The 15,953-nt window shown below is 58.6% G+C and carries 13 protein-coding genes and 1 tRNA gene; 4 read left to right on the plus strand and 10 right to left on the minus strand.

Annotation, left to right across the window (positions count from 1 at the left end; genetic code table 11):
• Nucleotides 1-22: 22 nt before the first annotated feature.
• Both QZ460_RS06080 and QZ460_RS06085 read right to left on the minus strand, forming a co-directional pair.
• Nucleotides 23-1,129: a site-specific integrase gene (locus tag QZ460_RS06080; protein WP_290540687.1), complete on the minus strand. Its 1,107-nt coding sequence runs from the start codon at nucleotides 1,127-1,129 to the stop codon at nucleotides 23-25.
• Between the two features lie 131 nt (nucleotides 1,130-1,260).
• Complete coding sequence (locus QZ460_RS06085) at nucleotides 1,261-1,872, minus strand: TetR/AcrR family transcriptional regulator (protein ID WP_290540688.1); 612 nt, start codon at nucleotides 1,870-1,872, stop codon at nucleotides 1,261-1,263.
• Between the two features lie 212 nt (nucleotides 1,873-2,084).
• Here QZ460_RS06085 and QZ460_RS06090 point away from each other — a divergent pair, with 212 nt between their 5' ends.
• On the plus strand, nucleotides 2,085-3,155 hold the full coding sequence (locus tag QZ460_RS06090) for a histidine kinase (protein WP_290540689.1): 1,071 nt from the start codon (nucleotides 2,085-2,087) through the stop codon (nucleotides 3,153-3,155).
• A complete protein-coding gene (locus QZ460_RS06095) occupies nucleotides 3,148-3,888 on the plus strand; it encodes a LytTR family DNA-binding domain-containing protein (RefSeq protein WP_290540690.1) in 741 nt (246 codons plus the stop codon). Before QZ460_RS06090 ends, QZ460_RS06095 begins: the two co-directional genes overlap by 8 nt.
• A gap of 130 nt (nucleotides 3,889-4,018) precedes the next feature.
• Here the strand turns inward: QZ460_RS06095 and QZ460_RS06100 are convergent, their stop codons facing one another.
• Nucleotides 4,019-4,471: a type I restriction enzyme HsdR N-terminal domain-containing protein gene (locus QZ460_RS06100; RefSeq protein WP_290540691.1), complete on the minus strand. Its 453-nt coding sequence runs from the start codon at nucleotides 4,469-4,471 to the stop codon at nucleotides 4,019-4,021.
• 51 nt (nucleotides 4,472-4,522) lie between these two features.
• Between QZ460_RS06100 and QZ460_RS06105 the strand changes: the two genes are divergently transcribed.
• The gene (locus tag QZ460_RS06105; protein ID WP_290540692.1) at nucleotides 4,523-5,821 is read left to right on the plus strand and encodes a glycoside hydrolase family 2 TIM barrel-domain containing protein; all 1,299 of its coding nucleotides are present in this window, start codon (nucleotides 4,523-4,525) and stop codon (nucleotides 5,819-5,821) included.
• Nucleotides 5,822-5,926: 105 nt separating this feature from the next.
• A tRNA-Lys gene (locus QZ460_RS06110) sits at nucleotides 5,927-5,999 on the plus strand.
• Nucleotides 6,000-6,544: 545 nt separating this feature from the next.
• Here QZ460_RS06110 and tpx read toward each other — a convergent pair.
• The 7 genes from tpx to QZ460_RS06145 all read right to left on the minus strand — a co-directional run bounded on the left by tpx (nucleotide 6,545) and on the right by QZ460_RS06145 (nucleotide 15,897).
• Nucleotides 6,545-7,054, minus strand: coding sequence for a thiol peroxidase (gene tpx, locus QZ460_RS06115; protein ID WP_290540693.1), 510 nt, complete (start codon nucleotides 7,052-7,054; stop codon nucleotides 6,545-6,547).
• A 264-nt stretch (nucleotides 7,055-7,318) separates the two neighbouring features.
• Nucleotides 7,319-8,629, minus strand: coding sequence for an amidohydrolase (locus QZ460_RS06120; protein WP_290540694.1), 1,311 nt, complete (start codon nucleotides 8,627-8,629; stop codon nucleotides 7,319-7,321).
• Nucleotides 8,630-8,658: 29 nt separating this feature from the next.
• On the minus strand, nucleotides 8,659-9,081 hold the full coding sequence (locus QZ460_RS06125; protein WP_290540695.1) for a DUF1573 domain-containing protein: 423 nt from the start codon (nucleotides 9,079-9,081) through the stop codon (nucleotides 8,659-8,661).
• Between the two features lie 106 nt (nucleotides 9,082-9,187).
• The gene (locus QZ460_RS06130) at nucleotides 9,188-9,877 is read right to left on the minus strand and encodes a TonB family protein (protein ID WP_290540696.1); all 690 of its coding nucleotides are present in this window, start codon (nucleotides 9,875-9,877) and stop codon (nucleotides 9,188-9,190) included.
• 154 nt (nucleotides 9,878-10,031) lie between these two features.
• Nucleotides 10,032-10,439 (minus strand): biopolymer transporter ExbD, encoded by a 408-nt coding sequence (locus tag QZ460_RS06135; RefSeq protein ID WP_290540697.1) that lies wholly within the window; start codon nucleotides 10,437-10,439, stop codon nucleotides 10,032-10,034.
• A gap of 6 nt (nucleotides 10,440-10,445) precedes the next feature.
• Entirely contained in the window at nucleotides 10,446-11,120 is a 675-nt protein-coding gene (locus tag QZ460_RS06140; protein ID WP_290540698.1) for a MotA/TolQ/ExbB proton channel family protein, read from the minus strand.
• 181 nt (nucleotides 11,121-11,301) lie between these two features.
• Nucleotides 11,302-15,897, minus strand: a complete 4,596-nt coding sequence (locus QZ460_RS06145) for a translocation/assembly module TamB domain-containing protein (protein WP_290540699.1) — start codon at nucleotides 15,895-15,897, stop codon at nucleotides 11,302-11,304.
• Between the last annotated feature and the right edge of the window lie 56 nt (nucleotides 15,898-15,953).

Below are 15,953 nucleotides of genomic sequence, written 5' to 3' on the forward strand. Positions count from 1 at the left end.
CCTAATCTTTAATAGCTGCACCCTATGAATCGTCCAACGAATCAAGCGGGTTTGGAATTTTAGCTTTATGTGCATTCGAGGTATGAAGATATATAGCTGTGGTCTTTATATCGTTGTGACCCAGAAGTTCTTGTATGGTATGTAAGTCTGTCCCTTGTTCCAGCAGGTGGGTCGCAAATGAATGGCGCAGCATATGTACATGTACCCTGTGCTTGATGCCTGCACGATGTGCGGCTTCTTTCAGCACTTTCACCAATGCACTTGCCGAATATTGCTCTCCGGGTGTTTCGCCCTCAAACAACCATTTTTGTGGACGATATTCCCGAAAGTAGTGCCGTAGTTCTTCCAGCAGTTTGGGAGAAAGTAGCGAATAGCGGCATTTCTTACCTTTGCCCATGATACGCACGGACATAGTTTCACTGTTGATGTCCTTGGGTGTGAGGTTCAGCAGTTCACTACGCCGCAATCCGGCTGAATAAACTAAGGAAATCATACAGTGATGCTTGATGTTGGGCAGTTGGTCGAGAATACGCTTTATTTCGTTCTTGCTCAGTACTTCCGGAATTGTCTTATACTCTTTGGCTCGTGTAATGCCACCGTAGTATTGCCGTTTTCCGCCTTTTACCTGCTCGTAATAGAACTTAATGGCGTTGATGCGCATATTCTGTTGTGATACAGAAATTTTCTTTTCGTTCACGAGGTAGAGAATGTACCTGTTGATGTCTGCCACTTTCAGGCGGTCGATGTTACGTCCTTTGTGGTATTCCATGAAATCGCTGAAATAGGCTCTATAAGTTTTCACGGTAGAAGGGCTGTACCGTTTCTGTTCCAGAAGTTCAAGATAACCTTCCGGTAACGTGTATTCCCTTGTGGGTTTGGGATGCCGCACGTACACCCGGCTGTAATCAATGTAAGCATAGGGAGAATAGCGGTCGTAAAAATCCGATAGTTTGAATGTTTCCGCCGCTATGCAGGCAGAATCATTGCCAGACATATTCACACCTACATCCTGTGCAAGCATCATGGGAATTTTCCCGTTGCCTGCATACTCTATCCGTATGTAGTCTGTATCGCCCTTTCGCTCTTTATGCAGTACGATACTTCCTCTCTGTTTATGAACATTGTTCATATTGTTGAAAGTTAAATCAATAAAACAAATATAGCAAAAAATACAAAAACAAACTGATTGATTGGTTTTTGTATATGTTAAATTTTCTAATAAGGGGGATATGTAGGTACGATTGGGGTTGAAACCCAGTTTCAGGCTTTTAGCAGTGAGTATATGAAATGTAGCTTCTTCTCCAGTTGCTTGATATTCAGTCCTTGAAAAAAGGACTGTTCAAAGGAGATGCCGAAAAATACCTGCCAGAACATTGATGCCGCTTCCTCCACATCCACATCCTGTCGTATTTCTCCGTTTTCTTTTGCTTCCCTTACAGCGGATTTCCATAACTGGTAGTTCTGCTCGAATATGGCAGCTATCTTCTTCTCCGCATTCGGATAATATAACCGCACCTGCATCAGTAAGTGATAGTAGTAGAAATTGAAGCTACACCCATAGGGGTTTTTATTATCATCAAGCAGACGTATAAGGTTGTTCATGGTATTTTCCACTCCGGCTATATACTGGTCAATAAATTCTGAAAAAGAATTTCCCGTAAACCGGAATTTGTTTTCAGACTGCTGGGTATGGAACACATATTTATCCACGACTGCCACGAATAAGTCCAGCTTGAACGGGAAATAATAAACAAGTCCGGCTTTTGACAGACCGCAGGCTTTGGCTATTTCCATCTGGCTTGCTTTCTCATAGTTCATTTTTGCGAATACCCGCAAAGCATTTTCCAAAACTTCTTCCCTGTTGGTAAACATACGCATCCATTTTCAATTTCCATCACGAAGATACGGATTTTCTGCTTTCAAACAGTTGTGTGCCAGGATTTTTTTAGCACAAGGTGCAAGTCCGTATTGATATACAGCTTGCGGCCGCCAAACCCACACGTCCAAAAGCCGTCCGGAGCACACACGCCCCTTTTTCGCACGCCCCGCCGACAGGGTGTGCATATTTTTCGTATCTTTGGACCATGAAAATCCAGAAAAAACAAGCCATCGGCGAAAACCTGCTCTACCTGATGGTCTGGGCCGCCATCATACTGGTCCCGGTCCTCAACTCGCAGATGATGTCCGAAATGCACGTCAATCTGGAAAACGTGCTGATCGCATGGCGGCAGATCGCCCCCTATCTGATCATCTTCCTCATCCACAACGCCATCCTCGCCCCACGCTACATGCTCCGGCGCAAATACGGGAAATACCTCGTGAGCAACCTGACGCTGATCATCAGTGTCTTCTGGCTGGTGCAGATCTACGAAGACCAGCTCACGGACCACCTCCTCAAACAAAACGATCCCGCGGCACTGGACGCCTACCGCAGGGCGTCGTTCTCCAACCTGGAGATGTACTGGAGCGTGGTGCTGGGATTCTTCATGACCGGGGCCAACACGGGTATCAAGCTCATATACCAGTCGATGCGCGACGAACAGCAGATGGAGATGCTCAAGCGTCAGAACCTGCAGGCCGAGATGGATTATCTGAAATACCAGATCAACCCGCACTTCTTCATGAACACGCTCAACAACATCCACGCGCTGATCGACATCGACACCGAATCGGCCAAAAACGCCGTGATCGAGCTTTCGAAGATGATGCGTTACGTGCTCTACGAGTCGGGGCGCGAAATCATTTCGCTCAACCGCGACATCCAGTTCCTGAAGAACTACATCGAACTGATGCGCATCCGCTATACCGATGCCGTGAATATCAGCGTGGTGTCGCCCGACAACCTGCCCGAACAACTGTCGATTCCGCCGCTGCTCCTGATCGTCTTCGTCGAAAACGCCTTCAAACACGGCGTAAGCTACAACCACCCGTCGTTCATCCGCCTGGAGATCGGATATGCCAACGGACAGGTGACCAGCACGATCACCAACAGCCGCCACGCGGTCCGGAGCGGCAAGCACCCGGCGGGCATCGGGCTGGAGAACGTCCGCAAACGCCTCGAGCTGATCTACGGCGCGAAAAACTACTCGCTGGAAATCCGCGAGGCAGAGGAAACCTATACCGTCAAACTCGTAATCCCGACGCTCAATGCTTAAATGTATCGCCATCGACGACGAGCCGCTGGCTCTGCGTCAGCTGACAAGCTACATCTCGAAAATCCCCTATCTGGAGCTCGTCGCAACATACAACAATGCTCTGGAGGCGCAGCAGATGCTCGCGGGGAAGCAGGTCGACCTGATTTTCGTCGACATCAACATGCCCGACCTGAACGGCGTGGATTTCGTCCGCGCGCTGATCGACCGCCCGATGGTGATTTTCACCACCGCCTATTCGGAATATGCCGTCGAGGGCTTCAAGCTCGACGCCGTGGACTACCTGCTCAAACCCTTCGGCTTTGCCGACTTCAGCCGTTCGGCCGCCAAGGCCAATTCGCTCTACGAACTCCGCCACAACCAGCGCCCGCCGCAGGAGGAGGAATCCGAAGCCCAGCCCAAAGACAAGGAGTATATCTCGGTGAAGGCCGACTACAAGGTTTCGCTGGTGAAGATCAGCGACATCGTCTATCTCGAAAGCGAAGGCGAATATGTGCGCATGCACCTCGCCGACGGAACGACCATCACCACGCTGTTCCGGCTCAAGAACATGGAGACGGCGCTTCCTTCGGAGTCGTTCATGCGCGTACACCGTTCCTACATCGTCAACCTGCGTTCGATCAAGGCCTACGTCAAAGGGCGCATCTTCCTCAACGACACGGAGTATGTGCCCATCGGCGAGAATTACAAGGAAGCCTTCCAGGGATATATCGACAAGAATTTCCGCAATTTGTAGCGCTCCTCGCCTGCCCCGCAGAGAACCGGGGCCACCCGCCGGAACGGTTCGGGAAGCCGCCGAGCCGGAAAGATCCGGGATCACCCGCCGGAACGGTCCGGGAAGCCCGCCGAGCCGGAAAGATCCGCAATCACTCGCCGGAAAGGTCCGGGAAGCCGCCGAGCTGCGCATAGGCCCCGTCGCGGTATTCGTAGCAGTAGTGCCGCAGGCCGTTGGTCAGCACCACGTAGCGCGCCCTGAGCACCGAATTGTAGCGCACGGCCTGTGCGAGTGTCCGCTCGTTGATCGCAACGCTCGGGGCCTTGCACTCGGCCAGCAGCAGCGGCTCGGCCCGGTCGCCCACGACCACCACGTCGGCCCGCTGTGGCTGCCCGTTGAGCGCCACGGCATACTCCTGGACGATGCGTTTGGGCTGCACGCCGCAGTCGGCCGTCAGGTAGGCGATCAGGTGCTGCCGGACCCACTCCTCGGGGGTCAGCACGAGGTAGATGCCCCGCAGCGAATCCCATACCTCCACGTCGTCGCCGCGGCGGCGCGCACGCAGCCGAATGGCAGGAAAATTGAGTTTGGGCAGCCCGGACATCGCAGTATCGAAAAATTTCCGTATCTTTACGGAGGACAAATATACGAACTTATGCGGACTATTCTTTCGACCATAGCGCTTTTTTCCCTCTGCGGACTCTGCGCACAGGAGTACACACCGACTTACGGCCGCGAACTGCCGCGCGGCGAGATCCTCGCCTATCCTTCGGCCGAAGCGGCCACGGCGGCCGACGGCGGCGACAACCGCTACTTCACGCGTCTGACGGAATGGAATCTCAAGGACAACGTTTTCGCAACTCCGTTCACCGTGCCCTTCGCATGGGCCAACCGTCAGGTGCTGTTCCATCTGGGATGGGCTTCGGGCGACTACGAGGTGCGCGTAAACGGCCATCCCGTGGCCGGCAATGCCGACGGCAACGCCCCGGCGGAGATCAACATCACCAAACAGGCCAAAGAGGGCCGCAACATGCTCGAAGTCATCCTCAGACAACCGTCGCCCGTCGCAGCGCTCGAAAGTTGGAAGGAGGCCCCGACACCCGCCATCGGCGGAGCCTGGCTGATGAGTCAGCCCACGCTGCGCGTGCGTGACATCGTAACCAAAACCCGCATGGGCGAAGACGGCAACGCCACGGCGGAGGTCGCCGTGGTGATGAAAAGCGAAGCCCTCAACCCGCGCACCTCGCGCCTCCACTACCAGCTGCTCACACCGACGGGCGAAAATGCCGCGGCGGGACACAAGGAGATCTCCCTCGGCATGCGCCGCGAAGACACGCTGCGCTTCCTGGCCCGCATCCCGGCCCACCTGCTGTGGAGCGCCGAGCTGCCCACACAGTACACGCTGCGGCTCAAAACCCAGCACGAAGGCCGCTACGTCGAATATCTGGAGCTCCGCCTGGGCTTCCGCTCGGTGGAGATGCGCGACGGACAAATGACGCTCAACGCGCACCCCGTGACGCTGCGCGTGCGTGAAGTCCCCGCAACGATCACCGAAAACGAAATCACGGCACTGCGCGAGCAGGGCTTCAACACACTGAAACTGCTGCCCGGCCCCGTTCCCGAGTCGCTGCTGGATTTTTGCGACATGCGGGGCCTTTACGTGATTGCACAGGCCCCGATCGACACCCGCCGCAGCGGAGAGTCGCGCCGCAAGGGCGGCAATCCGTCCAACGTCCCCGAATGGCAGTCGGCATACCTCGAACGCACGGAGAACAGCTACCACACCACAAAGCGCCATCCGTCGGTGGTGGCCTTCGCTTTGGCCACACACGCGGCCAACGGCATCAACCTCTACGAAAGCTATCTGAACATGAAGCGTTTCGGCGATTCGCGACCCTTCATCTACCCGGATGCCGGCGGCGAGTGGAACAGCGACAAACTGGTGGTGGAATAAGCCCGAAGAGCGAAAAAGAAGATTTTTTACAAATTTTTTCGACAAAATTTTTGGAGATATAAAAATTATGACTACCTTTGCACTCGCAATCGGATAATGATTGATGCCTCTTTAGCTCAGTTGGTAGAGCACGACACTCTTAATGTTGGGGTCCAGGGTTCGAGCCCCTGAGGGGGTACAAAAAATCTGCGAGATGCAGCAAAGTCCTGAAAATTTGATTTTCAGGACTTTTTCATTTATTCCCCTCACAAGTCACACGGCACAATAGCCCATTCTCCGTGTGTGAATCATTCGTAAATCCGTTCCGACGGCGTTGCAAGAGTCACGAAACAGACATTTATACTCTGATTTACACGGCATGGCGCATCCTGACCGATGCAAACACGGAGAACAAAACCGGAGAGGGGGGGGGTGAAGAAAACCCAAAGGAGTCCCCCAAAAACCAAGGATCCTTCGGGGAAGACGGCAAAAGCAAAGATCCTCCTTCACATACATCTGAAGCACGCCGGACCGTGCCGAACACATCTGTGGACGAAACATGCGGTCAAGACCGACAAAAAGGCCGGAATGGCATACCTCCGCCCGTGGAGCCGGCCCGGCCCCAAAGCTGCAAAGGATCGCCCCGTCGCATCCACGGCCGCCCCGAGAATTTGGAGTAGTCCCACCAAAATGACAAAAGCGGACCCAGGTTGCGGATCCGCTTTTTTCAGTTGTCTCGGCGACTTACTGCGCCAGTTCGTGCACCATGGCCAACACCTTATCGTAGTCGGGTTCGTGGGAGACCTCGGGCACATACTCTACATAGCGCACCACATCGTCGCGGTCCACAACCACCACACCGCGCGCCAGCAGACGCAGTCCGTCGAGCACGAAGCCATACTTCATGCCGAAATCCAGATCCTTATAATCCGAGAAAACATGCACGCGGTCGATACCCTCGGCAGCGCAGAAGCGTTTCTGCGCGAAGGGCAGGTCGACCGACAGCGACACGACGACCACATCGTCGCCCAGTTTCGACGCCTCGCGGTTGAAGCGAATGTTCTGCAACGAGCATACCGGGGTGTCTACCGACGGAAAGACGCTGTAAATGCGCACCTTGCCACGAAAAACATCCGACGAAACAGGCTGCAGTCCGGCGTCGGTGACCGTAAATTCGGGAGCTTTCTCCCCCACTTTGCAGCGATTGCCGACAAGCGCCACGGGCTTGCCAGCGAAAATTACCTTGTGATCCATAATTCGATAGTTTTAATCAGGTTGTTTAACACAATTTCAATGCCACCCACCCTGCAGGCCGGTTTTCGAAACGAAGTTTCGCCCAGCCCCCACAGGCGGATTTTTCGAAACGCAACACCCGCAGCCCTCACTGCCGGGTTTTCGGGAAGCAATTCCGCACGCCCCTTCCGCAGCCGGGAGTTCGCCCTCCGCCGCCGGGTTTTCGGGAAGCGTCATCCCCTTCCGCAGCCGGGGGTTCGCCCTCCGCCGCCCTCCCGCAGGCGATTATCGGCCGGCCTTGATGCGCGCGGCGGCCGCCGTAACTCCGGCATAGAGCGCCGGCAGGTCGACACCCGTTACACAGCGGTTCTCGACGACGATCCGTCCGTCCACGACCACCGTATCGACATCCGCAGCCTTGCTGCAGTAAACCAGATTCGACACCACGTCGTTGACGGGCTGCAAATGCGGTTTCTGCAAGTCCACGACGATCAGATCGGCCAGCGCACCCTCGCGGATGACGCCCAGCTCGCCGTCGGCATAGCCCATCGCCCGCGCGCCGTTTGCGGTCGCCAGACGCAGGGCCTCCCAGGCCGGAAGCGCCACGGGATCACCCGTTGCGGATTTTTGCAGGAAGGCCGCCGTACGCACCTCCTCGAACATGTCCAGATCGTTGTTCGAACAGGGCCCGTCCGTACCGACCGTCACCAGCACTCCCGCGGTGCGCATCCGCTCGACGGGCGCCACGCCGCTCGATATTTTCATATTACTCTGCGGATTGTGCGACACGGCGACTCCCCGCGCCGCGAGTGTCTCGATATCACTGTCGGTCACGTAGATGCAGTGCGCGCCGATGGTCTTCGGACCCAACAGTCCCAGGCTGTCGAGCAGTTCCACAGAGGTGCGTCCGTACCTCTCCCTCACGATGCGCACCTCGTCCTGCGTCTCCGAGATATGGGTCATCAGATGCAAGCCGTATTTGTCCGCCAACTGTTTGCCGCGCAGGAGGTTTTCGGGTGACACGGTATAGGGCGCATGGGGCGCTAGGGCGATCTGCACCCGGTCGCAGCCGGCAGCCCGCCGCACGGCCTCCTCCACCTGGGGCATCACCTCGTCGACGTTCGAATCGAAGTAGTTGCAGCCCAGCATGGTGCGGATACCCAGCTGTTGGACGGTCTCCACGCAGCGGTCTTCGTCGTAGTACATGTCGACGAACGACGTCACGCCGCCCAGCAGCATCTCGACCACACCGAGCGTCATACCCAGCACCACGTCGTCCGCAGTCTGCCGCGCCTCGAAGGGCCATATATAATCGTTGAGCCACTCCATCAGGGCGATATCGTCGGCATAGCTGCGCTGCAGGGTCATGGCCGCATGGCAGTGGGTGTTCACCAGCCCCGGCATCACGAGTTTGCCCCGGCAGTCGATCTCCCGGAGCCCAGGGTGCGCCTCACGAAACTTCGCGGCGGCCGTTTCCGACTCCGCAACCAGCACAATGCGGTTGCCGTCGACGCCCACCCAGCCCGTAAAGGTGCGGGGAGCGTTCCCGGTGGCCGTCATTGGCAGCACCGTCGCATTAGAAAACAGAATTGCCATAAAATGAATGGTATTTGTTTGTATTCACATTACTTTTTCGGTCTCGACCTCGGTGCGGGCATCCCCTCGATCGAGTTTCCCTGCACGGTGATCACGTCACGGCCATCGACCGAATTGGAGTAGACCCGGATCACCTTGTTGAAAGCCCCCGGCTCACTCTTGTGGGGTTCGTAGATGATGCGGATCACCCCCGAGTCGGCCGGCTCCACGGGACGCTTCGAAAACGACGCCTTGAGACACGAACACGAGGTGATGACCCGCAGCAGCACCAGCGGAGCCGTTCCGTCGTTGACGAAGCGGAATTCACGGACCAGGTCGCCGCCCTTGCGGGGCACATCGCCGAAATCGTGAGTCGCCGTCTCCAACCGGAGGTGCGCCCCCTTCTGGGGATTTTCGGCATAGCCCGCAGCGAAAACCAGGCAGGCCGAAAGGGTTAACAGGATCTGTCGCATAGCCAAAATTTGAATTTATCCAATCTCATCATACCTACGGGCGGCGGGAACCCGAAAAACGGACACCGCCCCGGCCGCCCCGACACGTACTTCTCAACTCCGCACGTCACTCCATGCGGAAAATATAGGTGATCGTGCCGCCCTGCACCGCGGCGCGGCTCTCGCTGAAGCGCGCCTTGCGGGCCGCGGCCTTCGCCGCCTCGATCAACTCGGCAGCGTCCGTGGTCGAACCCTTGGGCTCGAACGAGGCCCCCGTGACCTTGCCCGAAGCGTCGACCGTCACGCGGATCACGACCTTGCCGCCCTTCTCGCCCGGATACGACGGCTTGGGCAGGTTGCCCACCAGTCCGCGCCCCTTCAGCCCCTGGTCCAGCTGGTCCAGTCCGTCGGGATTCAGCCCCGGTCCCGTGCCGCTGGCCTTGTCCTCGCCCTCGGGAGCGCGGGGATTGCCCGCATTGTCGGGTTCGTCGGCCCCGCCCTTGTTCATCTTGAACAACGCCTTGGGATTGGGAGTCTGCGTCACCGGGTCCTTGCCCGCAACCTGCGCCGTCTGCTCCACGGGAGCCTCGACATCGTGCACGCGCGGCTCGTTGGCCACCTTCACGGGCGGCTTCGGCGGCTCGGGGACCAGCGGCTCGGTGAAGTCGACGAGAATCGTGTCGCCGGGCTTGTCCATCACCTGCGAGAAATCGAACGACACCAGCGCGAACGAGCCGAGCAGCAACACGCCGTAGACCGCCGTTGCGATCATCGCCCACCGTCGCGGGGATTTATTATCGGGATCGTAGTAATACATAAACGTAATTTCACCAACATTCGGAAATCTCCTTTGCCGCTCTGCGGCACATAAGCCCCCTCCGCGGAGGAGGGAGGTGTCTGGCGTGGGATCGGATCGGCAGACGCAGCCGACCGGCCGCGCAAGCACCCCAACGATCCGCAGACTCGCCCGACTATCGCGGCGAGGTTGCCAGGATTAACTTGTAGTTATTGTCCTTGGCGATGTTCATGACCTTCACCACCTCGTCCACCGCAACGCTCTTGTCGCAGTGGAGCGAAACGGTGGCATCCTTCTGCCCGTCGAGCCGCGCCTTGAGCGCCCGTTCCACGCCGCCGATCGAACCCACGTCCTGCAATTCGACGTAGTAACGATACTTGCCGTGGCCCGTATCCTGAACCGACACCGAGGTCATCGCCTTGTCCTTCAACTGGTTCGAGCTTTTCGGAAGCATCAGTTTCAGGGCATTGGGATTGATCAGCGTCGTGGCGATCAGGAGGAACAGCAGCAGCAGGAACATCAGGTCGGTCATCGACGAGGCCGAGAACGATTTATCGACTTTCGATCCGTGTTTGATAGCCATAACGCACTATTTTTGAACGGGTTGATTCAGAATATCCATAAATGCGATCGAGTTGGCCTCCATCTGGAAGACCAGCTTCTCGATGCGCGCCACGAGGTAGTTGTAGCCGAAGTAGGCCGGGATGCCGACGATAAGACCCATCACGGTCGTCACCATCGCCACATACATACCGCTCGACAGCAGCCCCAGGTCGACCGTGCCGCCGGCGGCGGACATGTCCATGAAGGTCTGCACCATACCCAAGACCGTTCCCAGGAAACCGATCATCGGTGCGCCGCCGGCGATCGTGGCCAGGAACGGAAGTCCGTTTTCGAGTTTCGAGACCTCGAGGTTGGCGACATTCTCGATGGCGGTCTGCACGTCGCTCATCGGGCGTCCGATGCGCTCGATGCCCTTCTCGATCATGCGCGCAATGGGCGTGTCGGTCTTCCTGCAGAGGTTCACGGCCGTCGAGATCTTGCCGTCGGAGATGTAATCGCGGATGCGGTTCATGAAGTTCATGTCCAGCACCGAAGCCTTGCGGATGGCCATGAAGCGCTCCACGAAGATGAAGATCGTCACGCCTCCCAGCGCCAGCAGCGGCCACATCAGCCAGCCGCCTTTGGTAAACAGGGTCCACAAGCCCATCCGGGTCTCCTCACTTACGGCCACCGCCTCGGCAGCCTGCAAAAATGTTGTCATAGTTTTTAATGCGTTTATTTAAAATTTGTTATCTGTCTCGTTGCTTCGTCCGTCCTCGCCCGCAGTCCAACGGTGCGCCCTCGGGCTCCGTTCTCCCGGGAGGGAGCCCCCGCAAAGCGGTCGCCCGGCCGGGATCAACCCCCTGTTTTTCCAGTGTTCCGCCGAAAATCGGGCGTTATTTTCATTCATCCTCTTCATTCTTAACGTATCCGAACGGCGAAAGCGTATCCGCCGGCTCCCGCTGCCGCTCTTTTTCCGCCTCTTGGGCCTCCTTTTCGGCCGCACGGGCCGTACGGCGGGCGATGCGCCGCGCCTTGCGCTTCTTATTGGTAAAGCGCTCCCTGATCCGCTGCCGCAGGTCGCGCAGGTTGTCGAAATCCTCCTTGAAGTAGACGCCGATGCCGGTCTCCTGCAAACCCTGGTTCTCGTCGAAACGGTCGATGGTCTGCGTGAAGGCCTTCAGCTTGAGCGTCCCGGCCCGGTCGATCAGGTAGGTGATGTAGGCCTCGCCCATGAAGTTGGACATCGAGTTGTTCACGGCCTGCTTGTTGTCGATCAGGTAGTTGCCCTCGACCTCGACGAACAGGCGGTTGTTGATCAGGCTCTTCGAGAGACCGAAATCGACCTCGTCGCTCGTCAGCTCCGACTTGGGCCGGTAGCGGATCACCACATTGTAGTCGGACGACGAAAGCCAGTTGCTGACCATGTTCGACACGAATTCGAGCCCCGTGGCCGCCGACACCGAGCTGCCGATGTTCGACGAAGCCTGCGACGAGTTCTCGGACATGAAACTGTTGAACAGCAGCAGGTAGAGGAACTGCGTGTCGACCGTCTCGGGGGTCGACAGGGCGTTGGCGATCAGGCTCTGCGTCTCGGGGTCGGAGCCGGGGACCCGCACGTCGAAGGTGATCGAGGGGTTCGAAAGCCGCTCGCCGAGGTGGATGACACACTCCACCGGAACCGAACGGTCGCCTCCCAGGTCGGCCGTGCCCTGCAGGAGGGGTTGCAGCGACGCCTTGATCTTGTACGCGGCATCGATGTCGAGCATCGCATTCATCGGCGACCCGGTCCACTGGATCGACGAGCCGCTCTCGATGGTGAAGCGTTTGTTGATGATCTGCTGGAGCGACAGCATGAAGCTGCCCTCCGCAATCGTATAGTCGCCATAGATCTCGAAAATATTGGCCTTGGGGTTGATCTGGAGGTTCAGCGCCCCCTCGCCGCGCCCCTTGACCGTATTGCCCGCCACTTCGAGTTCGACTTCGGCATCGGGTCTTACGTCGAGCGCGAGGGTGATCTTCATCTGGCTCCCGGCGTCGGATTTCTGACGCCGCTTGCGCTCGAAGGAGAGTCTCTTGCGCGCCACGTTGTCGAGCGTATCGGCCTTCTCGGGCCGCTCGAAGACCACGAAATCAGCGTTCGAAATGTTCGACTTGCTCGACAGCGGCATCACGAACGAGGTGTTTCCGTCGGTCGACGCCGTGATATCCATGTTCACGGCGCCCTTGTCGCCCGAGATGCGGGCCATGCCCGTGGCGAAGACCCTGCCGTAGAACATGTCGTTGTCGTCCGAGTCGGTGTCGAGCACCAGCATCTGCTGCGGGGCCACACGCACGTCGTAGGAGATGTTCGAAAGGTGCTGGAGACTCATGTCGAAGTCAAACCGGCCCCGATTGCCCCGGGGGTCGAAAATCGGGATATTCGAAGCCTTGAAGCGGTTGTTCTTCACCGTCAGCACGGCCTCGGGCATCGAGTAGGTCACCTGCGTGAAATCGACGGTGGTTTTCAGCTCCGAGACCCGGATTTCGCCCTCGAGATCGGCCTTGCGACCCTGGCCCCGCAACGAGAGGTCGGCCGAAGCCATGCCCTCGGTCGAGGAGACGACCCCCGCCAGAATCGGGTCCAGCAGCGCCATGTCGAGACTGTCAACATCCAGCCGGGCGAAATAGCGGTTGCGGTCGGGGGCGTAGAAGCCGCGGACAAGCGTGTCGTGCCTGATGCGGTCGGAGACCGTCACTCCGGCGCGGCTGCGGGCGAAGTCCCAGCGCGAGGACAGACGCATCGGCGGTGCGGAAATGTCGTTGACCTCCACGCTGTCGAGCAGGATGTCGGCCGAGATCTCGCCGCCGCGCAGCACCGACTTCATCGTCGCCGAACCGTTCGTGCGGCCCTCGATGTAATAGCCCATGCGCTCGGCGACCTGGACAAAGGGCGCCAGATCGAAATTGCGCAGCGAGAGCGTGACCGAATCCTCGCGGCTGCGCGAGGCGATGCCGTCGAGCAGGAGTTCCTGCTCGCGGTTCATCACGTAAAACTTGTCGATCACGACCTGTGCGGTGTCGAGCAGGATTTTGCGGGCGAAAATCTGCCACGTCTTGTCGCCGCGGGTGATGTGGGAGGGCAGGATCCGCAAGGCGACGACACGGCCGTTGGGTCCGTTCTCGTCGGCCACCGAAGCGCGGACCCCGACGAGCCCCGAGACGCGGCGCAGGGTGTCGTTGAAGCCCGCCGAGAGCTGCACGCGGTTCTGCCGCGCGCCGCCCGTCAGCGAAAGACGCGGAAGGTGCAGCATCCCGGCATAGAGATCCTCGGCCGAGGCGTAGACCGCCAGCGAGTCGCCGCGGTTCGAGGCGTTGACCGAGAGACGCGTGGCGAGCATGCGCCGGCGCTCGATGTATTCCGATGTGGCCTTGAGCGACAGCTGGTCGCTGGCCGGATTGAACAACAGCTGCAGCGACGACCCGTCGGCGATCTGAAGCCCGGGCGACACGGCGTCGGCCACGGGGTTGAAATTGCGGATGCTGACCGACAGCAGCGAGAAGTCGTTGGCCACGGCGGCCTTGCGCTCCGAAGGCGTCTCCTCCCACTGTTCGCCGCTGGGCATCGGCAGATACTTCCACGCACTCCGGCGCAGGTATTCGAAGACGGTGCGGTAGCTGGTTTTCGACCGGAACGTGACGTCGGCGAAGTCCGAGCGCAGCTCCACGAACTTGCTCCGCTCGGAGTTCTCGCCCGTGACGGTCATGCTGGCGGCCCCAATCTCCTTGTCGTTGTAGCGGTAGCGGGCATCGGAGACCTGGATGCGCCCGTTCAGATCGTCGAACGAACGTCCTCCGGCTTTGGCGACGATGCGGCCCGAGAGCTGCGACACCGAGTCGCGGCGGTTGACGTGCAGCCGGACCAGATCGGCATGCCGCAGGTCCATCGTGAAGTCGTAGCGCGGCACGGAGTCGTTCAGGTCGAGAGTGCCGAAGAAGTCGAAGTCGAGGTTGGGGTCGCGGGCCGTGATGCGCCCGTCGAACTGGCGGTTGCGCAGGCGGCCGTCAAGCCGCAGCGAGTCGTAGACATAGCCGTTGAATCCCAGCTGCGTGACGTTGCCCACGACATTGGCATCGGCCATTCCCTTGCCGACCACGCCGTCGACATAGGCCGTGAGGGTGGCGTTTCCCAGCAGATCGCGGCGGTCGAGCAGTTCGCCCAGACGCAGGTTGCGCGTCTCGACATCGCCCCGCACGCTGCTCAGACCGTCCTTCAGCGGATCCAGCTTCAGGTTGCAGGCTACGTCGCCCACCTCCGTCGCGGCCCCCAGCTGCATGTCGAACGACGAGAGCAGCCCCCGGAAACGGGCATTGAGGTCGATCTGCCCGGAATTGCCCAGCACGCCGACCAGCTTGTCCGAGAGTTTGCGGCCCGCGATGCCGAGGGCCAGTTCGTCCACGGCCCGTGCCGTGGAGCGCAGGCGGGGCACCGACAGGTCGAAGTACGTCTTCCCGATGTCGGGAAGCCCCTTCACCGAGGCGTCGGCCACGAGTGTCGTGCCCTCGCCGAGGCGCATGCTCCGGATCCGGCCCGTAAAATCGGACACCACGCCGGCGACCTCGACATTCACGTCGGAGAAAACCACATGCCAGTCGCGCAGCTTCGGGGCGAAGAAGGCGATGTCGTCGGTCGCAACCGTCGTATTGCGCATCGAGGCGTCGATGCGCACCTCGCCGATGAAATCCTTGTACTGTCCCCACGAGTCGCCCGCCAGCGAGACGAACGGGAAGTTGACGTTCGAATGGGGCGTGACGATCGAGGCGTTCTCGAATCCCAGACACCCCTGCGTCATGTAGAAACGCCCGGCCAAACGGTCCAGCACGAAGCCGCTGCGCTCGCGGGCCGAGAGATCCGCAATGGTGGTGTAAATGGCCTGCCCGTCGATCGTGAAGTCGTCCACGCGGGCCGAGATGTCGTAGAGGTGCATGTGCGAAAAGTCGATGCCGTGCTCCGGGTCGCGCCTGTCGAGCCGCTCGAGGCAGAAGTCCATGTTCTCGATCGAGGCTTTTTTCAGCGAGAGGCGGAAATTGCCCTTCCGGGTTTTGTCGGGGTTGGAAATGCGGTCGACGATCTGCTTGATGTTCATCTCCCCGTCGGGCGTCTGCCGCAGGTAGAGCCTCGCGTCAGCGATCTCGCCGCGGCTCAGCTCCAGCCCTCCGCCGAAGATGCCGAAACTCGTGACAAAGGCGTCGAGCTGCCCGACGTAAAGCAGCGTATCGCGCTGGTAGTCCTCGACATAGAATCCCCTGACCCGAATCTTCGAGAAGATGCCGATGTCCACCCGGTCGATCGAGACGGTGGTCTCCAGCTTGCGCGAAACGAAGCGCGCAGCCCTGTGCGCCGCATAGTTCTGCACGGCGGGGATGTCGAGCAGCAGCGAGAGCGCCACGGGAACAATTATCAGCAACAAAACCGCCGCCGAGAACACGTTTCCCAATATTTTTATACCTTTGCGCATCAGGACTTCCGATATAACCTGCAAATTTAGTGAAAATAGTTAAAAAACAATTATAA

The organism is Alistipes sp. (assembly GCF_020026455.1).
Classification (GTDB): domain Bacteria; phylum Bacteroidota; class Bacteroidia; order Bacteroidales; family Rikenellaceae; genus Alistipes.